Annotated in this window: 22 protein-coding genes; 6 read left to right on the forward strand and 16 right to left on the reverse strand. The window is 64.2% G+C overall.

What is annotated here, in order from left to right; genetic code table 11:
- Positions 1-12 precede the first annotated feature (12 nt).
- The 3 genes from K8374_RS22690 to ilvA form a co-directional block, all read right to left on the reverse strand.
- Positions 13-492, reverse strand: a complete 480-nt coding sequence (locus K8374_RS22690) for an RNA pyrophosphohydrolase (RefSeq protein ID WP_029614755.1) — start codon at positions 490-492, stop codon at positions 13-15.
- A 377-nt stretch (positions 493-869) separates the two neighbouring features.
- On the reverse strand, positions 870-1,295 hold the full coding sequence (locus tag K8374_RS22695; RefSeq protein WP_084853746.1) for a DUF2269 family protein: 426 nt from the start codon (positions 1,293-1,295) through the stop codon (positions 870-872).
- A 38-nt stretch (positions 1,296-1,333) separates the two neighbouring features.
- Positions 1,334-2,848 (reverse strand): threonine ammonia-lyase, biosynthetic, encoded by a 1,515-nt coding sequence (gene ilvA, locus K8374_RS22700; RefSeq protein ID WP_224457296.1) that lies wholly within the window; start codon positions 2,846-2,848, stop codon positions 1,334-1,336.
- A gap of 143 nt (positions 2,849-2,991) precedes the next feature.
- Here ilvA and rpiA point away from each other — a divergent pair, with 143 nt between their 5' ends.
- Complete coding sequence (gene rpiA, locus K8374_RS22705) at positions 2,992-3,666, forward strand: ribose-5-phosphate isomerase RpiA (protein ID WP_084853742.1); 675 nt, start codon at positions 2,992-2,994, stop codon at positions 3,664-3,666.
- Between the two features lie 138 nt (positions 3,667-3,804).
- Here rpiA and K8374_RS22710 read toward each other — a convergent pair whose 3' ends face one another.
- The 4 genes from K8374_RS22710 to K8374_RS22725 form a co-directional block, all read right to left on the reverse strand.
- Positions 3,805-4,716 (reverse strand): SdiA-regulated domain-containing protein, encoded by a 912-nt coding sequence (locus K8374_RS22710; protein WP_224457297.1) that lies wholly within the window; start codon positions 4,714-4,716, stop codon positions 3,805-3,807.
- Positions 4,717-4,806: 90 nt separating this feature from the next.
- Entirely contained in the window at positions 4,807-5,733 is a 927-nt protein-coding gene (locus K8374_RS22715; protein ID WP_224457298.1) for an SdiA-regulated domain-containing protein, read from the reverse strand.
- A gap of 237 nt (positions 5,734-5,970) precedes the next feature.
- Positions 5,971-6,636, reverse strand: a complete 666-nt coding sequence (locus K8374_RS22720) for a fumarylacetoacetate hydrolase family protein (RefSeq protein ID WP_224457299.1) — start codon at positions 6,634-6,636, stop codon at positions 5,971-5,973.
- Between the two features lie 25 nt (positions 6,637-6,661).
- Positions 6,662-8,059, reverse strand: coding sequence for an FAD-binding oxidoreductase (locus tag K8374_RS22725; protein WP_224457300.1), 1,398 nt, complete (start codon positions 8,057-8,059; stop codon positions 6,662-6,664).
- Positions 8,060-8,228: 169 nt separating this feature from the next.
- Between K8374_RS22725 and serA the strand changes: the two genes are divergently transcribed.
- Positions 8,229-9,458 (forward strand): phosphoglycerate dehydrogenase, encoded by a 1,230-nt coding sequence (serA, locus tag K8374_RS22730; RefSeq protein ID WP_084853736.1) that lies wholly within the window; start codon positions 8,229-8,231, stop codon positions 9,456-9,458.
- A 102-nt stretch (positions 9,459-9,560) separates the two neighbouring features.
- On the opposite strand, the gene K8374_RS22735 is transcribed toward serA, so the two are convergent.
- Positions 9,561-10,037: a DUF4399 domain-containing protein gene (locus tag K8374_RS22735; RefSeq protein ID WP_224457301.1), complete on the reverse strand. Its 477-nt coding sequence runs from the start codon at positions 10,035-10,037 to the stop codon at positions 9,561-9,563.
- 225 nt (positions 10,038-10,262) lie between these two features.
- Here K8374_RS22735 and K8374_RS22740 point away from each other — a divergent pair, with 225 nt between their 5' ends.
- Positions 10,263-10,745: a substrate-binding periplasmic protein gene (locus tag K8374_RS22740; protein ID WP_224457302.1), complete on the forward strand. Its 483-nt coding sequence runs from the start codon at positions 10,263-10,265 to the stop codon at positions 10,743-10,745.
- Positions 10,746-10,857: 112 nt separating this feature from the next.
- Here the strand turns inward: K8374_RS22740 and K8374_RS22745 are convergent, their stop codons facing one another.
- A complete protein-coding gene (locus K8374_RS22745; RefSeq protein WP_224457303.1) occupies positions 10,858-11,367 on the reverse strand; it encodes a DUF523 domain-containing protein in 510 nt (169 codons plus the stop codon).
- Positions 11,348-11,977, reverse strand: coding sequence for a 2OG-Fe(II) oxygenase (locus K8374_RS22750; RefSeq protein ID WP_224457304.1), 630 nt, complete (start codon positions 11,975-11,977; stop codon positions 11,348-11,350). The genes K8374_RS22745 and K8374_RS22750 overlap by 20 nt, the downstream gene beginning before the upstream one ends.
- A gap of 114 nt (positions 11,978-12,091) precedes the next feature.
- Between K8374_RS22750 and K8374_RS22755 the strand changes: the two genes are divergently transcribed.
- A complete protein-coding gene (locus K8374_RS22755; RefSeq protein WP_224457305.1) occupies positions 12,092-12,844 on the forward strand; it encodes a hypothetical protein in 753 nt (250 codons plus the stop codon).
- 1 nt (position 12,845) lies between these two features.
- Here K8374_RS22755 and K8374_RS22760 read toward each other — a convergent pair whose 3' ends face one another.
- Positions 12,846-13,775, reverse strand: a complete 930-nt coding sequence (locus K8374_RS22760; protein ID WP_224457306.1) for an alpha/beta hydrolase — start codon at positions 13,773-13,775, stop codon at positions 12,846-12,848.
- A 117-nt stretch (positions 13,776-13,892) separates the two neighbouring features.
- Between K8374_RS22760 and K8374_RS22765 the strand changes: the two genes are divergently transcribed.
- The gene (locus K8374_RS22765) at positions 13,893-14,456 is read left to right on the forward strand and encodes a DUF6436 domain-containing protein (RefSeq protein ID WP_224457307.1); all 564 of its coding nucleotides are present in this window, start codon (positions 13,893-13,895) and stop codon (positions 14,454-14,456) included.
- Here K8374_RS22765 and K8374_RS22770 read toward each other — a convergent pair.
- Entirely contained in the window at positions 14,435-15,001 is a 567-nt protein-coding gene (locus tag K8374_RS22770; protein ID WP_224457308.1) for a sugar O-acetyltransferase, read from the reverse strand. The two genes, K8374_RS22765 and K8374_RS22770, sit on opposite strands and share 22 nt — an antisense overlap.
- Positions 15,002-15,088: 87 nt before the next feature.
- On the opposite strand from K8374_RS22770, the gene K8374_RS22775 reads away from it, so the two are divergent.
- A complete protein-coding gene (locus tag K8374_RS22775) occupies positions 15,089-17,452 on the forward strand; it encodes a penicillin acylase family protein (protein WP_224457309.1) in 2,364 nt (787 codons plus the stop codon).
- Positions 17,453-17,838: 386 nt separating this feature from the next.
- On the opposite strand, the gene K8374_RS22780 is transcribed toward K8374_RS22775, so the two are convergent.
- The 4 genes from K8374_RS22780 to aguA form a co-directional block, all read right to left on the reverse strand.
- Complete coding sequence (locus K8374_RS22780) at positions 17,839-18,624, reverse strand: MetQ/NlpA family ABC transporter substrate-binding protein (RefSeq protein ID WP_224457310.1); 786 nt, start codon at positions 18,622-18,624, stop codon at positions 17,839-17,841.
- Between the two features lie 176 nt (positions 18,625-18,800).
- Entirely contained in the window at positions 18,801-19,748 is a 948-nt protein-coding gene (locus K8374_RS22785; RefSeq protein WP_224457311.1) for a sigma 54-interacting transcriptional regulator, read from the reverse strand.
- Positions 19,749-19,812: 64 nt separating this feature from the next.
- A complete protein-coding gene (locus tag K8374_RS22790) occupies positions 19,813-20,394 on the reverse strand; it encodes an alpha/beta hydrolase (protein ID WP_224457312.1) in 582 nt (193 codons plus the stop codon).
- Between the two features lie 177 nt (positions 20,395-20,571).
- Positions 20,572-21,678, reverse strand: a complete 1,107-nt coding sequence (gene aguA, locus K8374_RS22795; protein ID WP_224457313.1) for an agmatine deiminase — start codon at positions 21,676-21,678, stop codon at positions 20,572-20,574.
- Positions 21,679-21,904 lie beyond the last annotated feature (226 nt).

Genomic DNA, 21,904 nt, shown 5'->3' on the forward strand with positions numbered 1-21,904 from the left:
CGGACTCCGTCGTCAGTCGCGCGTCAACAGGCGCGGGGCAAGCTCTTTCAAGGCGCGGCGATAGACCTCGCGCTTGAATGTCACCACCTGGCCCAAGGGATACCAGTAGCTGACCCAACGCCAGCCGTCGAATTCCGGCTTGCCGGTCAGGTCCATGCGCACCCGCTGCTCGTTGGACACCAGGCGTAGCAGGAACCATTTCTGTTTCTGGCCGATGCACAACGGCTGGCTATGGGTGCGCACCAGTCGCTGGGGTAAACGATACCGCAACCAGCCACGGGTGCAGGCAAGAATTTCCACATCCTCGCGCTCCAGGCCCACTTCTTCGTTCAGCTCGCGGTACAGGGCATCTTCCGGCGTCTCGTCAGGGTTGATGCCACCCTGGGGGAACTGCCAGGCATCCTGGTTGATCCGGCGAGCCCATAGCACCTGCCCGGCATCATTCGTGAGAATGATCCCGACATTGGGGCGAAAACCATCCGGGTCGATCACGGCAGCAACCTCGCAAACGCATGTCATCGCATTGTTCCACAAAGCTCACGAGCGCAGCAACGCGCCCGCCAAGCTTTGTTCGGGAGTATGGTTTGTAGGGTTATGGTGCCTGGTAGATCGAGCGCCGCCCGCGCGGCGCATCGCGAGCTGCGCTCGCTCCTACGTTTGTTTCGGACCAATTATGCCTGGGGGATTTTCGCGCGGACGCCTTGGGGCATGACGCAATATCGTGTCGCACGAACCAGGCGGTCGCGCGCGCCTGTCACAGGCGTTACTGGCCCGAAACAAACGTGGGAGCGAGCGCAGCTCGCGATGCGCCGCGCGGGCGGCGCTCGATCTCACTGGCACCACATCCCCAAACCAGACGCCCTTCCCGTTCAAACCGGCTTGGCGCCCATCAGCCCGGCAATGGACAGCAAGCACACCCCGCTGATCACCGCCAGCGCCAGGGTGAAACGAAGCCCGACAGGCTCGGCCTTGCGCAGCCGGTTCAGACGCACCAGCAACCACCAGGCGCTGAACGCACCGAGCGTATAGATGACGCTCGAGGCCAGGATCCAAGTCTGGCCCAGCGGCCAGCCGACCAGGTGCACCAACCACCAGCCGGTGAACGGCATGCTCACCAGGCACAGCCCCATCAGCAACCAGACGAACACCAGCGGCCGACGCAACAACTTGCCATACGCCTGCTCATCGCCACGCCGCCGAGCGAGCAGGGTCCAGGCGGCCAGGCCCAGGGCGCCGGCCAGCAGCAATACGGTGGCGGCGATGTGCGCGGCCTTGAGGGTGGTCAGGTATTCCATTGCTTCACGTCCTTGAGTGTTAGGCCAAGCTTAGTCGCTCAACCCAGGAACAGCTTGTAGGCTGGGTTGTCGGTCTCGTCCCAGTACGGGTAGCCGATCTTGGCCAGGGCTGCAGGCACCAGGTGGCGCTCGTCGTCCGGCACCTGCAGGCCTGCCACCACCCGGCCATCGGCGGCACCATGGTTGCGGTAGTGGAACATGGAGATGTTCCAGCGCCCACCCAGCTTGGTGAGGAAGTTGAACAAGGCACCCGGGCGCTCGGGGAACTCGAAGCGCAGCACCATCTCGTCGCTGGCCCCCGCCGAATGGCCGCCGACCATGTGGCGGATATGCAGCTTGGCCAGCTCGTTGTCGGTCAGGTCGGTGACCGGGAACCCTTGCTCGACCAGCTGTTGCACCAGTGCGGCCCGCGGGTCGGTTTCCGGATGGGTCTGCACGCCGACGAAAATGTGTGCTTCCTTGTCGACGTGGTACCGGTAGTTGAACTCGGTGATCTGGCGCTTGCCGATGGCCTCGCAGAAGGCCTTGAAGCTGCCCGGGCGCTCAGGAATGGTCACAGCGATGATCGCCTCGCGCTTCTCGCCCAGCTCGGCGCGCTCGGCCACATGGCGCAGGCGGTCGAAGTTGACGTTGGCGCCGGAGTCGATGGCCACCAGGGTCTGGCCCGTCACACCATGCAGTTCCACGTACTTCTTGATGCCCGCGACGCCCAAGGCGCCGGCAGGCTCGGTGATCGAGCGGGTATCGTCGTAGATATCCTTGATGGCAGCGCAGATCTCATCGGTACTGACCGTCACCACCTCATCCACATGGAGACGGCAGATGTCGAAGGTATGCTGGCCGATCTGCGCCACCGCCACGCCGTCGGCGAACAACCCGACCTGTGGCAACACCACCCGCTCGCCGGCAGCCATGGCGGCCTGCAGGCAGTTGGAGTCGTCCGGCTCGACGCCGATCACCTTGATCTCCGGGCGCAGGTACTTCACGTAGGCGGCAATGCCGGCGATCAGGCCGCCGCCACCGACCGGCACGAAGATCGCGTCCAGACGGCCAGGGTGCTGGCGCAGGATCTCCATGGCCACGGTGCCCTGCCCGGCGATGGTGTGCGGATCGTCATAGGGGTGGATGTAGACAAAGCCCTTTTCGTCCACCAGTTTCAGGGAATAGGCCAGCGCCTCGGGGAAGGAATCGCCATGCAGCACCACCTTGCCGCCCCGCGAGCGCACGCCTTCGACCTTGATCTCCGGGGTGGTCTTGGGCATCACGATGGTCGCCTTGATGCCCAACTCCCGTGCGGCCAAGGCCACGCCCTGGGCGTGGTTGCCGGCCGAGGCGGTGACCACGCCACGGGCCAGTTCTTCCGGGCTCAACTGCGCCAGCTTGTTGTACGCCCCGCGGATCTTGAAGGAAAACACCGGCTGCAGGTCCTCGCGCTTGAGCAAGACCTGGTTGCCTAGCCGCTTGCTCAGCTGGCCGGCGCTCTGCAGCGGGGTTTCGACGGCGACGTCGTAGACGCGCGAGGTGAGGATCTTCTTGACGTACTGTTCGAGCATCGGGAAAGCATCACTGGGCCGCGGGACAAGGCCTGGGAGTCTACCCCAGCGCCACGTCGGGCGACCACAGCGAAACCGAGGTTTTGCTGGCGCTTGCCGCTATAATAGGCAGCTTTCAAACTCCCGCCCCTCTCGGAGCCCGCATGACCCAGGACCAACTCAAACAGGCCGTCGCCCAGGCTGCCGTCGACTTCATTCTGCCCAAGCTGGATGAGAAAAGCGTCGTCGGCGTCGGCACCGGTTCGACCGCCAACTTCTTCATCGATGCCCTGGCCAAGCACAAGACCGCCTTCGACGGCGCCGTCGCCAGCTCCGAGGCCACCGCCGAGCGCCTGAAAGGCCATGGCATTCCTGTCTACGAGCTCAACAGCGTCAGCGAGCTGGAGTTCTACGTCGACGGCGCCGACGAAAGCGACGCGCACCTGAACCTGATCAAAGGCGGCGGCGCGGCCCTGACCCGCGAGAAGATCGTCGCGGCGGTGGCCAAGACCTTCATCTGCATCGCCGATGCCAGCAAGCTGGTGCCGGTGCTGGGTGCCTTCCCGCTGCCGGTGGAAGTGATCCCGATGGCCCGCAGCCATGTGGCGCGCCAGTTGGTCAAGCTCGGCGGCGACCCGGTGTACCGCGAAGGCGTGGTGACCGACAACGGCAACGTCATTCTCGATGTGCACAACCTGCAGATCACCGACCCGGTGGGCCTGGAGCGCCAGATCAACGCCATCGTCGGCGTGGTCACCAACGGCCTGTTCGCGGCACGCCCGGCCGACCTGTTGCTGCTGGGCACTGCCGAAGGCGTGAAGAGCCTCAAGGCCGAATAATCCACGCCGGACAATCCCCCCACGAGGGCTTCGCCTTCGAATCGCAGGACAGCCCGCTCCCACAGGCCAGCGCATGCCTAGAGATCGATGCGATCATTGTGGGAGCGGGCTTGCCCCGCGATGGGCAGCAAAAGCCCCTCAATCTGCGGGTTGCTTGAACACGTAGAACAGGTTCGGCTCACTGACCAGGTAGATGGTCCCGGAATCGTCCATGGCGATGCCCTCGGCCTGCGGCACGCTGCGCTTGAGGCCCTGGAAGCCCTTGTTCAGCGACAGGGTGCTCAGCGGCCTCCCCTTCACATCCAGCTCCAGCACCAGCCTCGATTCGTCCGACAGCGCCAGCAGGTGGCCGCTGCGCTCATCGAACTGCAGGCTCGACAGGTCACGCACGAACAACCGCGAATCACGCTTGCGGTCCTGCACCACATGCACGGCATAGGGCTGTTCGGGCTTGTCGTGGGGGAAACCATGGATCTCGTAGATCATCATGGGGTCGCGTTCCTTGGCCACGAACAGGCGCTTGCCCACGGAGTCGTAGGCCAGACCCTCGAAGCCCTTGTTGCCATTCAGGCCGATGCCCAGCGTGAGCTGCTCGGCATCGTTGGCGTCGAGAAACAGCGTGTCATCGTCCAGGCGCACGCGGATCAGCCGCTGCTGGCGTTCGTCGGTGATCACATAGCTGTTGGGCGCCACGTACTCAACGGCCTCGGGGTCGCCGAAGCCGGTCAGCGGCACACGGCGCAGGATACGCCCGTCCAGGGAAAGCTCGATCAGTTCCGAACGGGCATTGGTGACGGTGAACAGGCTCTTGCGGTCCGGGTCGTAGGTCAGCGCCGAGATGTCATCGTCCAGCCCTTCGATGGGCTGCCCCTCCACCACGACCTGGTAGCGATCGAGCCCCATGCTCAGCTCAGCGGGTTGCCACCAGGTGCGCAGGTTGAACCAGCCACGCTCGAACAGGCGAAACTCCTGTGCCGCGAGCCCGACGAGCAGCAGCCCTCCAGCCAAGAGCAAGACCAGGAAGCGAAAAAGACGTGGGCGGCGGCGCATGGGGGCAGACTCGACAAAAGAATGACGAATCTAACCACGACTCAGCTGAAATAAAGCTTAATGCCACCACTGAAAAAACGACGGGCCGCGTCAGTTTTTTCTGAATCGGTAGAAAAGGTCAGGTTCGCTCACCATGTACAACGTGCCCTGGTCGTCCATGGCCACGCCTTCAGCACGCGGAATGGTACGTTCGAGCCCGTTGAAGCCCCCCAACAGGGTCATGAAGCTGACCTGCTCACCTTTTTCATCCAGCTCGAGCAGCATGTTGGAGTCTGCGGACAGCACCAGCACATGGCCAGTGCGAGGGTCTACGCCAAGCGCCGAGAGGTTGCGCAGGTCCAGCTCATCGCTGGGCAGCGCCTGCTTGTCACCGGTCAACGGGCTCTTGCCGTCGGTGGCCCAGGTATACAGCTTCGGTGGCCGCTCCTCGCCGATCAGCAGCCGCTGGTGCGCCGGGTCCCAGGCGATCGCCTCGAAGCCCTTGTTCTTGTTGGCTGACTTGCCCAGGTCGTAGTGCGGGTAGTCGGCATGATTCAGGCTGGCAGTATGGGCATCCACGGTCACCAGGGTCAGGTCGTGCTTGCGCTCGTCGACGATCGCCAGCTGGCCGTTGGCCAATACGGCGACGCCCTCCGGGTTGTCCCAGCCCACCAGCGGCATCTTGCGCAGCACTTCACCGTCGAGGTTCAACTCGACGAGGAAGGGGTTGTTGCCCATCACAGCGAACAGAGTACGGGTCAGAGGGTTGAACGCCACGTCCGACGGCTCGTCGTCGGACATGCCCGGCAGGACCTTGGCCTCGATATCCGCCACGTAGTCCGGTAACCAGACGCTTTCCACCCGCTCGGCCTTGCTCTCCATGCCTTCCTTGAGCCACAGCAGGCCGCGGTCATCCCAATGCATGATCACCGACAGGCCGTAGCCGAGCACCAAGGCCAGGCCGAGCCAGAGCTGCCAGCGCCGGAAGATGCTGCGTTTGTGCAGGGGAGGAACGGGAGCGCTGGGGGAGACGGCCATCGACGATGCTTCCTGGATAGACTGCCGAAGTTCTCCATAACGCCGGCGGACGAAGGTGATCGGCAGGATTATCCAGATGCTTTGTGAAAAAAATGGCAAATCGTCGATGGGGGCTGCTTTGCAGCCCTTTCGCGGCACAAGGCCGCTCCTACAGGACTACGGGCGCGCTCTGTAGGAGCGGCCTTGTACCGCGAAAGGGCCGCACAGCGGCCCCAAAAACCTCAAGCCATACGCAGTTCAGAGCACCCGGCTTTCGAACCGGCTCGCCCCCGGCAACTCCAGCACCAGCTCATCTCCGACTTCCAGCGGGCCCACACCCGCCGGCGTACCGGTGAGGATCACATCGCCCGGCTGCAGCGAGAAGTGCGCCGCGATGTGCTGGATGATCGGCACGATGGGGTTGAGCATCAGGGCGCTGTTGCCGTCCTGGCGCACCTGGCCGTTGATCGACAGGCGAATGCCGATGTCGGCCAGGTCCTCGAAGCTGTCGGCGACCACGAACGGCGGCAGTACGCAGGCGCCATCGAAGCTCTTGGCCAGCTCCCACGGCAGGCCCTTTTCCTTGAGCCTGGCCTGCACATCACGCAGGGTCAGATCCAGGGCCGGGGCGAACCCGGAGATGGCGTCGCGCACTTCTTCCTCGGACGGGTGGGTGGACAACGGCTTGCCCAGCAATACTGCGATCTCGGCCTCGTAGTGCACCGCACCACGGTCGCTGGGGATCTTGAAGCCACCTTCCAGGGGAACCACGCAACTGCCCGGCTTGATGAACAACAGCGGTTCGCTGGGAATGGGGTTGTCCAGCTCCTTGGCGTGCTCGGCATAGTTACGGCCAATGCAGACCACCTTGCCCAGCGGGAAGTGGATGCGCGTGCCGTCTAGGTACTGGTGCTGGTAACTCATGGCCGACTCCTCTGGATACTGCTTTTTATTCAGGAGCGAAGATCTTACCCGGATTCATGATGCCGTTTGGATCGAATACCGCCTTGATCGCCTTCATGCAGGCGATTTCGGCGGTCGAGCGGCTGTAGCCCAGGTAGTCGCGCTTGGTCATGCCCACGCCATGCTCGGCGGAGATCGAGCCGTTGTAGCGCTCGACGATCTCGAACACCCATTTGTTCACCGTGGCGCAGCGGGCGAAGAACTCGTCCTTTGCCATGTGGTCGGGCTTGAGGATGTTCAGGTGCAGGTTGCCGTCGCCGATATGGCCGTACCAGACCACTTCGAAATCCGGGTAATGCTGGCCGACGATGGCGTCGATGTCGCGCAGGAACGCCGGCACCTTGGAGACAGTGACCGAGATGTCGTTCTTGTAGGGCGTCCAGTGGGAGATGGTCTCGGAGATGTACTCGCGCAGCTTCCACAGGTTCTTCAACTGGGTCTCGCTCTGGCTCATCACCCCATCGAGGACCCAACCCTGCTCGACGCAGTGCTCGAAGGTGGCCAGGGCTTCGTTGGCCACGTCCTCGTTGCTGGCCTCGAATTCCAGCAAGGCATAGAACGGGCAATCGGTCTCGAACGGCGGCGGCACGTCGCCGCGGCCCATGACCTTGGCCAGCGCCTTGTCGGAGAAGAACTCGAAGGCGGTGAGGTCGAGCCGGCCCTGGAAGGCATGCAGCACCGGCATGATCGAGTCGAAGTCAGGGGTGCCTAGGACCATCGCGGTGAGGTTGCGCGGGGCACGGTCCAGGCGCATGGTCGCCTCGACCACGAAGCCCAGCGTGCCCTCGGCGCCGATGAACAGCTGGCGCAGGTCGTAGCCGGTGGCGTTCTTGATCAGGTCCTTGTTCAGCTCGAGCAGCTCGCCCTTGCCGGTCACCACTTTGATGCCCGCGACCCAGTTACGGGTCATACCGTAGCGAATGACCTTGATCCCGCCGGCATTGGTGCCGATGTTGCCGCCGATCTGGCTGGAGCCGGACGAGGCGAAGTCAACCGGGTAGTAAAGCCCGTGCTCCTCGGCGAACTGTTGCAATTGACGGGTGACCACGCCCGGCTGGCACACCACGGTGCGGTCGAAGGCATTGAAGTCGAGGATCTTGTTCATGTAGTCGAAAGCCACCACCACTTCGCCATTGGCGGCGACCGCGGCGGCGGAAAGGCCGGTGCGCCCGCCCGAAGGCACCAGCGCGACCTTGTGGCGGTTGGCCCAGGCGACGATGGCCTGCACCTGCTCGATCGAGCGCGGGAAGACGATCGCCGAGGGTGCCGGTGGATAGTGCTTGGTCCAGTCCTTGCCGTAGGCCTCGAGCGAAGCCGGGTCGGTGAGGACCTTGCTCGGGTCGACCAAGGTCATCAGCTCATCAAGTACCGCTGTGTGGGTCATCGGTAGAACTCTCGAACTATTCATAGTCACCCTGAGCACTCTTCACCTGTCGGGATAAGCTCAGTTTCTGTCGCGTATGCTAGCATAGCGCTCCCGCCGTTCGTGCTAAGGCCGACGCCGCGCCGCTTCACCCCCTGCCATTTTTTCTCCGGGATACAGGTTTACGCAGATGAGCAAGACTTCTCTCGACAAGAGCAAGATCAGGTTCCTTCTTCTTGAAGGTGTGCACCAGAATGCGGTCGATACCCTCAAGGCTGCCGGGTACACCAACATCGAATACCTCACTGGTTCCTTGCCGGAAGCCGAGCTGAAGGAAAAGATCGCCGACGCCCACTTCATCGGCATTCGCTCCCGCACCCAGCTGACCGAAGAGATCTTCGACTGCGCGAAGAAGCTGGTCGCCGTCGGCTGCTTCTGCATCGGCACCAACCAGGTCGACCTGGCCGCGGCTCGCGAGCGCGGCATCGCCGTGTTCAATGCCCCCTACTCCAACACCCGTTCCGTCGCCGAGCTGGTGCTGGCCGAAGCCATCCTGCTGCTGCGCGGCATCCCCGAGAAGAACGCTTCCTGCCACCGCGGTGGCTGGATCAAGAGCGCAGCCAACTCCTTCGAGATCCGTGGCAAGAAGCTGGGCATCGTCGGCTACGGCTCGATCGGTACCCAGCTGTCGGTCCTGGCCGAAAGCCTGGGCATGCAGGTGTACTTCTACGACCCGCTGACCAAGCTGCCACTGGGCAACGCCACCCAGGTGACCAGCCTGCACGAGCTGCTGGGCCTGGCCGACATCGTCTCGCTGCACGTGCCTGAGCTGCCGTCCACCCAGTGGATGATCGGCGAGAAGGAAATCCGCGCGATGAAGAAGGGTTCGATCCTGATCAACGCTGCCCGTGGCACCGTGGTCGAGCTGGACCACCTGGCTGCCGCCATCAAGGACAAGCATCTGATCGGCGCCGCCATCGACGTGTTCCCGGTCGAGCCGCGCTCCAACGACGAGCAGTTCGAAAGCCCGCTGCGCGGCCTGGACAACGTGATCCTGACCCCGCACATCGGTGGTTCCACTGCCGAAGCCCAGGCCAACATCGGCCTGGAAGTGGCCGAGAAGCTGGTCAAGTACAGCGACAACGGCACCTCCGTCTCGTCGGTCAACTTCCCGGAAGTCGCCCTGCCGGCGCACCCTGGCAAGCACCGCCTGCTGCACATCCACGAAAACATCCCGGGCGTGCTCAGCGAGATCAACAAAGTGTTCGCCGAGAACGGTATCAACATCTCCGGCCAGTTCCTGCAGACCGACGAGAAAGTCGGTTACGTGGTCATCGACGTGGATGCCGAGTACTCCGACCTGGCGCAGGAGAAGCTGCAGCAGGTCAAGGGCACCATCCGTTCCCGCGTGCTGTTCTAAGCGATACCGCTGCATGGAAAAGGGAGGCCCGGGCGGCCTCCCTTTTTTTCGCCTGTGCGTTCAGCGGCGCCTGCTTCGGTAAACCCGCGAAGTATCCAGCCGTTACTTCACGGTCACGGTGATCTTCTGCGACTCGACGCTCGGCTTGAACGGCACGTGGTACATGTCGCCCAGCACCAACTGCAAGGTATGCTTGCCCGGTGTCAGGGTGATGGTGGCCTCGGTCTGGGCCTTGCCGAAGTGCAGCACTTGCGGGCCGGCCGGCAGCGGGGCGTTGTTCTCGGGCATCAGGCTAGTGGGCAACGGCTGGTCGGCCAGGGGTGCCTTGTCCACATCCACCAGCAAGTGGTGATGGCCCGTATGCGGCGTCTGGTCGCCTGCAGGCTTGAGCCCCATGCCTTCGATGCCGAACTTGACCGTGAAGGTCTTGTCGACGGTGGCGCCATCGGCAGGGGCAACGATGAAGACCTTGGCGCCCTGGGGCGGCTCCTGGCTCTTCAAGGCATCCGCGGCGCTGGCCAGAACCGACGCCCCCATCAGCAGGCCGGCAACGGCAGCACGCGAAAATAGGCTGTTCATTCACTTCTCCTGTGTTTCACTTCCATTGACCACTGTCCATCGACGAACGGCGGCGCTAGAACAACATAGTTCAATTGTGTGCAAAGGTCTCGTCGGCGGTGGCCAGAAATATTTGGACTGCAGCTAAACATTGGAAGCGCGTGGAGGTCATAGCCTGCACCGTGACCGCGGCATGGCACAAAGCTGCGGCATCGAATTCATCTGCCAAACACGAATGGGGGCATCATGCGGTTGAGCATTGGCGTATTGCTGGCACTTGCGATCAGTCCACTGGCCCAGGCCGAACTGATAGACGAGGTCAACGACCGGGGCGAACTGCGCATTGCCGTGCCAGCGGATACACCGCCCTACGCGTTCAAGGAGAACGAACACCTGACCGGCTTCGACGTGGAGCTGGGCCAGGCACTGGCCAAGGAGTTGGACGTACGCGCCGAGTTCATCGAAGCCCCTGCAGAAGAAGCGATCCCGGGCGTGGAGAGCGGCAAGTTCGACATCGTGCTCGACCAACCCAAGCCCGAGCAGGCCTCGCAACTGGCCGTCAGCGAGCCTTACGGCAGTGAGGCCCGGGTGATTCCGTTCCAGAAAGACAACCCGGCCTTCGAAACCGCAGTGAACAACGCCCTGCAGCGGATCAAGGAGGACGGCCGGCTGGCGGCGCTGGAACAAAAGTGGCTCAAGGGTGCACGAGAGACGGCCGCAGGCCAGTAACCCTGGCCGGCCCAATCGCGGGACAAGCCCGCCCCACAGAGATTTCGCAGGTTTTGAGAGCGTCGCAATCTCGGTGGGAGCCGGCTTGCCGGCGATTGGCCGTACAGCCGCCTCAAATCTCCAAGTCAGCCAATGCCCGCTGTGCAGCTTCCAACTCCAGCTCGCTGAACACTTGCACCCCTTCGCGCCGCAGCAGTGCCGTGGTCACGCCTTCACCCGCGACCTTCACCCCACTGAACGTCCCGTCATAGGTCAACCGGTTGCCACAGGACGGGCTGCCCGACTTGAGCACCGCCACCCGGATGCCATGCTGGCGGACCAAGGCCAGGGCCTGCTGCGCACCCGCCAAGAATGCTGCGCTGACATCGCTTCCAACCACCGTCACGACCTGGGCCTGGCCATCCAGCACGGCCCCGCCCTGCCCACCCGGAATTTCCGCAGGCGGGCGCGGTGTCGGCAGGCCGCCGGCCATCTCCGGGCAAAGCGCGACCACGCGCCCTTCGGCCTGCCAGCGCTGCAGCACGTCGGGGTGGCCACTGTCGCGCCCGTCGTAGCGCACCGGCTGCCCCAGCAGGCAGGCGCTGACCAGGACCTTGGCCGACTCAGAACAGGTCGTTGCCACGGCGACGGAACCAGCCGGTCAAGGACAGGCGCTCGCGCCCAGCCGGCAATACTTCGTGGGGGATGTCGCCCGACAGGAACACCACCAGAGTGCCCGCTTCCGGTTGCACGTCGTGCTCCACCCCATCGGCGAGAAACATGCGCAATTGCCCTCCATCCTCGGGTTGCCAATTTTCGTTCAGATAGAGCACCACCGACACCGCACGCCGGTCGTCGTCGCGAAAGCGATCGAGATGGCGACGGTAGAACGCGCCCTGCGGGTACAACGCGAAGTGGCATTCGAAATCTTCGAGCCCCAGGTAAAGGCCCTGGTTCAATGCCTGGCGCAGGCCTTCCATGACGTCCAAGTAGCGATCGCAGGCCTCGGATTGGCCCGGCTCGATCCATTGGATATGGTCGCCACGGATCGTTTCGCGCACCTCCTGCCCGATGCCGCGGCCCACGCTGGCAGGGCTCAGCTCGCCCTCGGCAGAACGTTGTCGACACTCGGCCGCCAAGACGCGAGTCAGCGCAGCAGGCACAAACAAGGGTTGCCGGCTCCAACCGTAGTTGGCCAGCTCATCGACAATGTTGGAAAGCATCGGATACTCAAGAGAGAGATGATGACGCATAGTATCCACTCGCCATGAAAACCGACAGCGCCACTTGGCCGCCAACCGTCATCGGCGTCTCGACAAAGCCCCGCCGCGCCACGGACAATAGCGGCCTGCCGACAGGAGTCCTGAATGCGCCGTTTGTTTTCCCTGCTGCTGATGATGATCTGCACCATGCCTGTCTGGGCAGACAGCCTCGACCAGTTGTACAAGGCCGCCGGCTGGCCCGACCAGCGCGCCCACTTCACCGACGCGGTGAGCGCCGCCCAGCAGCGTTACAAGAACAGCCTGCCTCCGGCTGTCTACCAGGCGCTGGTCAACAACAGCAACCAACGCTTCCAGGCCCAGGCCATCGACCGCCGGGCCCAGGCGCAATTGCGCGCCAACCTGCCGAATCCGTCGCCCGCACTGGCCTTTTTCCAGTCGCCCCTGGGGCGCAAGGTGGTGGCCGCCGAACTGCTGGCCACACGCAAGGACCAGCTGGCCAAGCACGCCAAGGGCCTGCCGAAGATCCAGGCCAGCGACAACCGCTTGTTGATCATCGGCCACCTGGCCCAGGCCTTGCCGGCCCGGGAAGCCGGTGCCGAGGTCAGCCTGGCGATTGCCGGCGTGGCGGCCGACAGCCTGAGCTCGATGCTGCCCGGCTTGTTCGGCGCAGGCCAGGCCCAAGGCCTGCTCGATGGCCAGCGGCAACGCCTGATGCAGCAGATCGGCGAAGACCTCAACAATACCCTGCTGTATGTCTATCGCGACCTCTCCGACACCGAGCTTGAAGCGTTCGCCACCTTCGCCGAATCGGCCGATGGCCAGGCCTACTACAAGGCCGCCATCGCCGCCGTGCGCGCGGGCCTGGCCGTCGGCCAGAACGCTGCTGACCTGAACTGAGTCAACCCAGGCGCTGGTCGAGGAAGGCGAAGTAACGCTGGCGGATGCCCGGCAGTTCGTTGGCCAGGTGATGCCTGGCCTCGGGCAGCAGCAGGATCTGCGGGTCGGCGAACTTGGCCTTGAGCACCTTGAGGTTGTAGGGCCAGTCCACCGTGCCGTCCGCTTCCCCTTGTACGATCAACGGCCGCCGCTGGCTGCACGGCGCGGCCTCGATGCGCTTGACCCAGGCCACCAGGGCACCGACCCAGGCGGTGGGTAGCTGGCGTGGCTGCAGTGGGTCGGCCTCGAGGAACGGCAGGAAGGCCGGGTCGTTGCTGTTTTCGCTGAAGCGCCGTTCGATGCCGTTGACGAAGTGGCGCAACACGCAATAACTGAGCTTGGACCAATGCCAAGCCCGGGGCCGCACCAGGGGCGCCAACAGGATCACCTGGCCATCGGCCGGGCTTTGCTCGCCCCGGTGCAGCAGGTGATCGACCACGATCGCCCCGCCGGTGCTTTGCCCGCACAGGTGCCAAGGGCGCGGCAGGTCGAGCTTACGCGCCTGCTCGAACAAGGCATCGAGCATCTGCTGATAGATGCCGAAGTCGGCGATGCTGGCCCGCTCACCGCTGGACAGCCCATGCCCGGGAAGGTCGCAGCTGATCACCGCGAAGCCCTGTTGCAAGGCCCATTCGACCACATGGCAGTACAAGCCCATGTGGTCGTAGTAGCCATGCAGCAGAAACAGGGTCGCCACCGGTTGCTGCGGCAACCACACCTGCCCCACCAGCTCGAACCCCGCCGCCTGGAACACGCCCAGCCAGCTTTGCCGTGCGGGAAGGTCCAGACCGTAATAATGCTGGTACTCCCGCGCCTGGGGCGACAACGGTTGGCGGTCGGCCAAGGGCCAGAGGCTGGCGCGCAGCAGATCAGGGTGAAAGGAGGCAGGCATCGGTACATCCACAGCGAAGCGAGTATTGACCTGTGATATTCAGCTCTGGGCCGCATCGTGGCAAGCTAGACCGCTTTTCTACGGGCCTGCGGCGCCCCACAGCCATGCGGACACACCATGCCCATCCGGAAAACCCTGCTGACCACCCTCGCGCTGTTGCTCTGCGCCGCTGCCCTCTGGTGGGCCTACGCGAGTTTCCAGGCCCGCTACCTGCGCCCCTTCGACAACCAGCCCACACTGTTCGAAGGCGGCCAGCTGCAGCTGCCACCAGAGCTCGCCGGCCCAGGGCCGATCCGGGTCGTGCATTTCTGGGACCCTGCCTGCCCCTGCAACGTCGGCAACCAGCAGCATCTGGGGGAACTGGTCGAACACTTCGCACCCCAGGGCGTGAGCTTCCATGTCGTGCAGAAAGCCGGCAGCCACGGCCAGTTGCCGGCCAACCTCACCGGCCTCAGGCCCCTGGCCCTGTTGCCCGGCAGCGAGCGGATCCCCGCCTCGCCCGCCGTGGCGATCTGGGACCGGGAAGGCCGCCTGGCCTACTTCGGCCCCTACAGCGAAGGCGCGGTGTGCAATGCCAGCAACAGCTTCGTCGAGCCGATCCTCAAGGCACTGCTCGAGGGCCGTTCGGTCAATGCCTCCAACACCCTGGCCCAGGGCTGCTATTGCCCCTGGGCCGGCTGACGTACCCGCGCCGGGTTGCCCACCGCGATCGCGCCTGCCGGCACGTCACGGGTCACCACGCTGCCGGCGCCGATCACTGCATTGTCGCCGATGGTCACTCCCGGCAGGATGATCGCCCCGCCACCGATCCACACGTTGTCGCCGATGGTCACCGGCCGCCCGCTTTCGAGCCCCGTGCGGCGCACCTCGGGGTCGAGCGGGTGGTCGGCGGTGTAGATCTGCACCGCCGGGCCGATCTGGCAATCCGCGCCGATACGCACGGGCAGCACGTCGAGGATCACGCAGTTGAAGTTCATGAAGGTGTTGGCACCGACACTGATGTTGTAGCCATAGTCGCAGTAGAACGGCGGGCGGATCACCGCACCGCTGCCCGCATGGGCGAAGTGCGCGACCAACAGCCCGTGGCGGGCATCGTTGAGCAGGTCGGTGCTGGTGTTGTAGCGGTGCATCCAGTGCTTGTTGGCGATCTGCTCGGCCTGCAGTTCGGGGCATCCCGCATGATAGAGCTGGCCGGCCAGCATTTTCTGTTTTTCGCTCAGGGACATGGAGACTCCTTCCAGGGGGCTATGCTGAGTTCGCGAATCCGTCGATGATCGGACCACATTTTTCGCTCGAGTGCACAAGGAGTCTCGATGAAGCGCAGCCTGACCCTGCTGGCAGTGGTGGTCGCCGCCGCCGTGGGTGCCGGTTTCTGGTACGTGCAGAGCAAGCAACCGCAGCGCGAGGGCGAGGTCGCCATCGCTGGCCTGCAGGCGCCGGTCAGCGTGCGCTACGACGCCCGCGGCGTGCCACACCTGCTGGCTGGCAACGAACCAGACCTGTACCGCGCCCTGGGCTACGTACACGCCCAGGACCGCTTGTTCCAGATGGAGATCCTGCGCCGCCTGGCCCGAGGTGAGCTGGCTGAGGTGCTGGGCGCCAAGCTGGTGCCCACCGACACGTTGTTCCGCAGCCTGCGCATCCGCGAGCAGGCCGCGCGCATGGTCCAGCGTCAGGACCGCCAGTCTCCTGCCTGGCAGGCCCTGCAAGCCTACCTCGACGGCGTCAACCAGTGGCAGGCCAGCCATCCCAAGCCCATGGAGTTCGACCTGCTGGGCATCGCGCCGCGCCCTTTCACCGCCGAAGACACCCTCAGCATCGCCGGCTACCTGGCCTACAGCTTTGCTGCCGCATTCCGTACCGAGCCGGCGCTCACTTACGTGCGCGACCAGCTCGGCCCCGAATACCTGAAGATTTTCGACCTGGCCTGGCAACCCCAGGGCGCCTTGGCCACGCCCCTGGCGGCTGCCGACTGGCGCAGCCTGGAACACTTGGCGCGCTTGAGCCACGAAGCCCTCGGCAATGCCGGCCTGCCCCAGTTCGAAGGCAGCAACGCCTGGGCCGTCGCCGGCAACCGCACCCGCAGCGGCCGCCCACTGCTGGCAGGCGACCCGCACATCGGCTTCGCCGTGCCGGCCGTGTGGTACGAAGCAGAGCTGTCGGCACCGGGCTTCAACCTGTACGGCTACTTCCAGGCCCTGAACCCCTTCGCCCTGCTCGGCCACAACCGTGACTTCGGCTGGAGCCTGACCATGTTCCAGAACGACGATGTTGACCTGGTGGCCGAGCAGGTCAACCCGGGCGACCCGAAGCAGGTGCGTATCGATGGCCGCTGGCAGCCGCTGGAGCAAAGCGAACAGCAGATCGCGGTCAAGGGTGAGGCGCCGGTGAGCATTACCCTGCAGCGTTCGCCCCACGGTCCGATCGTCAACACAGCGCTGGGCGAAACGGCAGGCACCACACCCATCGCCATGTGGTGGGCCTTCCTGGAAACCGAAAACCCAATCCTGGAAGCGTTCTACCGGATCAACCGTGCCGACACCCTGGACAAGATGCGCGAGGCGGCGGCCAAGATCCAGGCGCCCGGGCTGAACCTGGTGTGGGCCAATGCCCGGGGCGATATCGGCTGGTGGGCGGCCGCGCAGTTGCCGATCCGCCCAGACGGCGTCGACCCGGCTTTCATTCTCGATGGCAGCACGGCCCAGGCCGACAAGCTCGGCTTCTACCCCTTCAGCGTCAACCCGCAGCAGGAGAACCCAGCCAGCGGCTACATCGTCTCGGCGAACGTCCAGCCCCCGGCGGTGGTGCCGATCCCGGGCTACTACAACCTGCCGGACCGTGGCCGTCAGCTCGACCGGCAGCTGGCCGACCCAAGCATCAAGTGGGATATCCAGAACAGCCAGGCTCTGCAGCTCGACGACACGACGGACTATGGCCCGCGGACCTTGGCGCCGCTGCTGGGCACCTTGCGCGCCATCGCCCAGGGCGATGAGGAAAAGGAGCTAGTGGAACAGTTGGCCGCCTGGCGCGGCGACTACCCGATAGGCTCCAGCAGTGCGACCTTGTTCAACCAGTTCCTTTATGAACTGGCCTTCGCCGCCCTGCACGATGAGCTCGGCGACACCTGGTTCCCGGCCTTGATCAATACTCGCGTCATCGATGCTGCCCTGCCGCGGCTGGCTGCCGACCCGGATGCGCCCTGGTGGAACATGCAGGGCAGCAACGAGCACACCGACCGTACCGCCATCATCCGCCTGGCCTGGCAACGCAGCCTCGCGCACTTGCGCGACGTGATGGGCAAGGATCCGGCCAGTTGGCAATGGGGCAAGGCCCACACCCTTACCCACAACCATCCGCTGGGGGTAAAGAAGCCGCTGAACCTGCTATTGAATGTCGGCCCGTTTGCCGCGCCCGGCAGCCACGAAGTGCCGAACAACCTGTCAGCCAAGATCGGGCCGGCCCCCTGGGCAGTCAACTACGGCCCCTCGACCCGGCGCCTGATCGACTTCGGCGACCCCGGTGCCGCGCTGACCATCAACCCGGTGGGGCAAAGTGGCGTGCCTTTCGACCGGCATTATGGCGACCAGGCGCAGGATTACATCGAAGGGCGGTATCACAGGGTACGGATGGGGGAGATACCGGCCCAGAGCACGCTGCGGCTGGTGCCCGGCAGATGAATGTACGGGGCTGCTGCGCAGCCCAATCGCGGGACAAGCCCGCTCCAACAGGGGTCGCGTTGTGCATGCAATGTGACCTATTTGTGCGAGCGGGCTTGCCCCGCGATTGGGCCGCAACGCGGCCCCAGTATCACGTTCGTCGGATTAGCCGGAAATTTGCGCCCGGCGCGGGATCTTTCCGGCAAAAACCTTTTCCAAGAGCTCTGACCCGTACGGCCCTCTACTGGAACGACAACAATGAACAGCTCTTGCCCGCCGGTTTCCAACGAACAGCTTCAATGGCTCCTGGCCCTGCGCCGGGCGCTGGCCAATTCGCGCTGATTGGCCCTGCATGAACGAAAACGCCGACGCAAATGCGTCGGCGTTTTCGTTTCCAGGCGTTTGAATCAGAACGCCGGCAATACCGCGCCGCTGTATTTCTTGGCGATGAATGCCTTGACCTCTGGGCTGGTCAGGGCCTTGGCCAGCTTCTGGATGGCCTCGCTGTCCTTGTTGTCGGGGCGGGCGACCAGGAAGTTCACGTAGGGCGAGTCGCTGCCTTCGATCACCAGAGCATCCTTGGCCGGGTTCAGGCCGGCTTCCAGGGCATAGTTGGTGTTGATCATGTCCAGGTCGACCTGGTCCAGCACGCGCGGCAGCATGGCCGATTCCAGCTCGCGGAACTTCAGCTTCTTCGGGTTCTCGGCGATGTCCTTCGGGGTGGCCAGGGCGTTCTTGGGGTCTTTCAGGGTGATCAGGCCAGCCTTCTGCAGGAGCAGCAGCGCACGGCCGCTGTTGCTGCCTTCGTTGGGGATGGCGACGGTGGCGCCCTCCTGCAGGTCAACCAGGCTCTTGACCTTCTTCGAGTAGCCGCCGAAAGGCTCGACATGCACACCGATGACGGTTTCCAGGTGGGTACCCTTACCTTCGTTGAAGTTCTTCAGGTACGGCAAGGTCTGGAAGTAGTTGGCATCCAGGCGCTTCTGGTCGACCTGGACGTTGGGCTGTACGTAATCGGTGAAGACCTTGATCTGCAGGTCCACACCTTCCTTGGCCAGGGTCGGCTTGATCAGTTCGAGGATCTCGGCGTGGGGCACCGGGGTGGCAGCTACCACCAGTTTCTCAGCGGCGTTGGCGAAGCCGGTCAGCGACAGGGCTGCGGCCAGGGCTGCGGTCAGCAGGGTCTTTTTCATGGTGATCCTTGTTATCAAGCTGATGCCATCGAAGTGGCGAAGTCGGTGCCCCTTCGGCAGGGGCGTGAAACGGACGATACCGGGAATATTTATTCCTTAACAATATCTTTTGTTTAGCTGCTTATTCCAAAAACAAATGACCATTATGAGCTTGGAGCATGAGCGGACCGTCCGACCTAGCGTGCGGAGGCGTTCAGGCCCGTCAATGAGTCCTCCAGCAACCGGCGCACGGCATGCCGGGTCTGCGGATTGCGGCTGCGGGCCAGTTGCTCGAGTTGCCGGGCCAGGCCGGCCAAGGGTGTGATGCCCGGCAGGTCCAGATGCTCTGGCAGGATCTGCTCGCCCTCGCTCACCAGCAGGGCAAAATGGATGACGTTCTCGAGTTCCCGGGTATTGCCCGGCCACGCATGGGCTTCCAGGGCTTGCTGTGCGGCCTCGCTGATCAGCGGCACCGAGCGGTCCAGGCGCACGCTGTAGATGCCCACGAAATATTCGGCCAATGGCAGGATGTCACCGACCCGCTCGCGCAGGGCCGGCAGCTCCAGCTGGCCTTCGCGCAGGTAATGGTAGAGGCGTTCGTTGAAATGCCCGGCGCGCACGGCCTGGGCCAGGTCGATGCTGGAGGCGGCGACCAGGCGTACGTCCACCGGTAGCGGCCGCTGGGCACCGACACGGGTGACCTCGCGGTTTTCCAGCGCCGCCAGCAGCTTGGCCTGGATGGCCAGCGGCAGGTCGGCGATCTCGTCCAGGTACAAGGTGCCGCCGTTGGCCGAACCGAACCAGCCAGCCCGGCCGCCGGCCGTCCCGCCTTGGGCACCGGCGCTGTAGCCGAACAGCTCGGCATCGGCATAGGTCGGGCTGATCGCCGCGCAGCTCACCGAGACGAACAACCCGCCGCGGTCGCTGGCCCGGTGCACCTGACGGGCCAACAGTTCCTTGCCGGTGCCGGTCTCGCCGCGGATCAGCACCGGCACCGGTTGCGGCGCCAGGCGCTCCAAGGCATCGCGCAGCTGTTGCGAGCGCGGGTCGATGAACACCAGCGCCTTGGCGCGGATGCTCAACGGGCTCTTGTCCAGTTCGGGAAAGGTCAACAATGGTTGGCCGAAGGCATTATGCGAAGTCATGACGAACTCCCGCCCGACGCCGTCGCCGGCCGGGCGTCAAGGTATTCGAAGAAGCGCTGGCGAATCAGGCGCGGCGCAAGGCCCGCTGTTCGATCCGACCCTGCAGCCGGTAGAGGTAGGCGAAGCCTTGTTCCCAACGCTCATGACCGGACTTGACGTTGATGTGCCCCGCGTTGGCCAGCAGCCCCGCCTCGGCGCCCCATGCCCGTGCCAGGTGCAGCGCACGCGGCACGCTCACCGCCGGGTCGTTGTCGGAGCTGACCACCTGGCTGGGGAACGGCAGGGCCTGCAGCGGGATCGGCGCGAAGTTGCGCAGCACCGGCGCGCAGGTCGGCCGCTCCACGTCCGCCGGTGCTACCAGCAGCGCCCCGTGCACCCGGCGCAGCAAGGCCGGGCTGGCCTGTGCGGCCCAATGGGCGACGGTGATGCAGCCCAGGCTGTGAGCGATCAAGATCACCGGCGAGCGTTCGGCGGCGATCGCCTGCTCCAGTGCGTGCACCCAGTCATGCCGCTGCGGGGTGAGCCAGTCGTGCTGCTCGACCCGGGCACTGTTGGGCAGGCTGCGCTGCCAGTGACTTTGCCAATGGTTGTCTGGCGATCCTTGCCAGCCCGGCACAATCAGGTAACGAATAGACTCATTGCGCATGGGGACGCCTCCAGAAGTTTGCGTGCTTGGGCTCAAGTATAGGGAGGCGTTTATATCAGTAAAGGAATAAGAAGATATTTACTTATAACCATTAAACAAAAAACCGCCCCTACACGATCCCTGTAGGAGCGGCCTTGTGCCGCGATGGGCCGCACAGCGGCCCGAAAACAGCGGACGTCAGCGCTTGACCGGCGCCGGCTGCTGCTGAGTCAGGCAATGAATGTTACCGCCGCCCAGAAGCAATTCGCGCCCCGGGATCATCACCACTTCGTGGTCCGGGAACAGCTTGGCCAGAATCGTGCGTGCCTGGGCGTCCGCCGGGTCGTCGAAGCTCGGCGCGATGATGCCGCCATTGACGATCAGGAAGTTGACGTAGGAACCGGCCAAGCGCACCGACGGGTCACGCTCCTGGCTGCCAGCCACCTGGTCGACACCGGCGCACTCCTCCTCGGTGGCATACAGCGGGCCCGGGATCGGCATCTTGTGTACGACGAACTCGCGGCCCTTGGCGTCGCGGCTGTTCTTCAGCACGTCATAGGCAGCCTGGCAACGGGCGTAGTTCGGGTCGTTGACGTCATCGGTCCAGGCCAGCAGCACTTCGCCTGGGCTGACATAGCAGCAGAAGTTGTCGACGTGGCCATCGGTCTCGTCGTTGTACAGGCCATCCGGCAACCAGATGATGGTGTCCACCGCCAGATGCTCGCGCAGGACCTCTTCGATCTGTTCGCGGGAGAGGTGCGGGTTGCGGTTGCGGTTGAGCAGGCACTCTTCGGTGGTGATCAGGGTGCCTTCGCCATCGACATGGATCGAGCCGCCTTCGAGCACGAAGCCTTCGGTGTGGTAGCGCTGGCAGCGCTCCATTTCCAGGACCTTGGCGGCCAGCTCCTCGTCACGGTTCCAGGGTGCGTACAGGCCACCCTCGAAACCGCCCCAGGCGTTGAAGCCCCAATCCACGCCGCGCACTTCACCGTGGTCGTTGATGACGAAGGTCGGGCCGGTATCACGCACCCAGGCGTCGTCGTTGCTGATTTCCACCACACGGATGTTCGGAACGTCCAGCTGGCGGCGAGCGTTCTCGTACTGGCCAGCGGAGACCGCGACGGTCACGGGCTCGAAGCGGGCGATGGCCTTGGCCAGGGTCACGTGGGCGGCCTGCGCCGGCTTGCCGCCCAGGCGCCAGTTGTCCGGGCGCTCCGGCCAGACCATCCACACCTGGGTCTGTGGTGCCCATTCGGCGGGCATGTGGAAACCGTCGGCACGCGGGGTCGAATTGAGGGTTTTCATCGGTAACCTCTGCAAAGCCCGGCGCCGACTGCGCCAGGTCGTTGATCAATCGGGACGTAAGGAAAACGCAGCCCCCTGTAGGAGCGGCCTTGTGCCGCGATGGGCCGCCAGCGACCCTGTTCGATGGCTCATTATATACTCGATAAAAATCGAACTTAAAGACCAGCCAGCAAAATATTTCGCCATAAAAAGGCCACCTAAACCGATAACAATCGATTCAGCTGGC

Source organism: Pseudomonas sp. p1(2021b) (assembly GCF_020151015.1).
Classification (GTDB): Bacteria; Pseudomonadota; Gammaproteobacteria; order Pseudomonadales; family Pseudomonadaceae; genus Aquipseudomonas; species Aquipseudomonas putida_K.

Excerpts from the sequence above, each read along its gene's own strand:
- K8374_RS22695 (WP_084853746.1), bottom strand. The coding sequence starts at position 1,295 with ATGGAATACCTGACCACCCTCAAGGCCGCGCACATCGCCGCCACCGTA.
- ilvA (WP_224457296.1), bottom strand. The coding sequence starts at position 2,848 with ATGCTCGAACAGTACGTCAAGAAGATCCTCACCTCGCGCGTCTACGAC.
- rpiA (WP_084853742.1), top strand. The coding sequence starts at position 2,992 with ATGACCCAGGACCAACTCAAACAGGCCGTCGCCCAGGCTGCCGTCGAC.
- K8374_RS22710 (WP_224457297.1), bottom strand. The coding sequence starts at position 4,716 with ATGCGCCGCCGCCCACGTCTTTTTCGCTTCCTGGTCTTGCTCTTGGCT.
- K8374_RS22715 (WP_224457298.1), bottom strand. The coding sequence starts at position 5,733 with ATGGCCGTCTCCCCCAGCGCTCCCGTTCCTCCCCTGCACAAACGCAGC.
- K8374_RS22720 (WP_224457299.1), bottom strand. The coding sequence starts at position 6,636 with ATGAGTTACCAGCACCAGTACCTAGACGGCACGCGCATCCACTTCCCG.
- K8374_RS22725 (WP_224457300.1), bottom strand. The coding sequence starts at position 8,059 with ATGACCCACACAGCGGTACTTGATGAGCTGATGACCTTGGTCGACCCG.
- serA (WP_084853736.1), top strand. The coding sequence starts at position 8,229 with ATGAGCAAGACTTCTCTCGACAAGAGCAAGATCAGGTTCCTTCTTCTT.
- K8374_RS22735 (WP_224457301.1), bottom strand. The coding sequence starts at position 10,037 with ATGAACAGCCTATTTTCGCGTGCTGCCGTTGCCGGCCTGCTGATGGGG.
- K8374_RS22740 (WP_224457302.1), top strand. The coding sequence starts at position 10,263 with ATGCGGTTGAGCATTGGCGTATTGCTGGCACTTGCGATCAGTCCACTG.
- K8374_RS22750 (WP_224457304.1), bottom strand. The coding sequence starts at position 11,977 with ATGCGTCATCATCTCTCTCTTGAGTATCCGATGCTTTCCAACATTGTC.
- K8374_RS22755 (WP_224457305.1), top strand. The coding sequence starts at position 12,092 with ATGCGCCGTTTGTTTTCCCTGCTGCTGATGATGATCTGCACCATGCCT.
- K8374_RS22760 (WP_224457306.1), bottom strand. The coding sequence starts at position 13,775 with ATGCCTGCCTCCTTTCACCCTGATCTGCTGCGCGCCAGCCTCTGGCCC.
- K8374_RS22765 (WP_224457307.1), top strand. The coding sequence starts at position 13,893 with ATGCCCATCCGGAAAACCCTGCTGACCACCCTCGCGCTGTTGCTCTGC.
- K8374_RS22770 (WP_224457308.1), bottom strand. The coding sequence starts at position 15,001 with ATGTCCCTGAGCGAAAAACAGAAAATGCTGGCCGGCCAGCTCTATCAT.
- K8374_RS22775 (WP_224457309.1), top strand. The coding sequence starts at position 15,089 with ATGAAGCGCAGCCTGACCCTGCTGGCAGTGGTGGTCGCCGCCGCCGTG.
- K8374_RS22780 (WP_224457310.1), bottom strand. The coding sequence starts at position 18,624 with ATGAAAAAGACCCTGCTGACCGCAGCCCTGGCCGCAGCCCTGTCGCTG.
- K8374_RS22785 (WP_224457311.1), bottom strand. The coding sequence starts at position 19,748 with ATGACTTCGCATAATGCCTTCGGCCAACCATTGTTGACCTTTCCCGAA.
- K8374_RS22790 (WP_224457312.1), bottom strand. The coding sequence starts at position 20,394 with ATGCGCAATGAGTCTATTCGTTACCTGATTGTGCCGGGCTGGCAAGGA.
- aguA (WP_224457313.1), bottom strand. The coding sequence starts at position 21,678 with ATGAAAACCCTCAATTCGACCCCGCGTGCCGACGGTTTCCACATGCCC.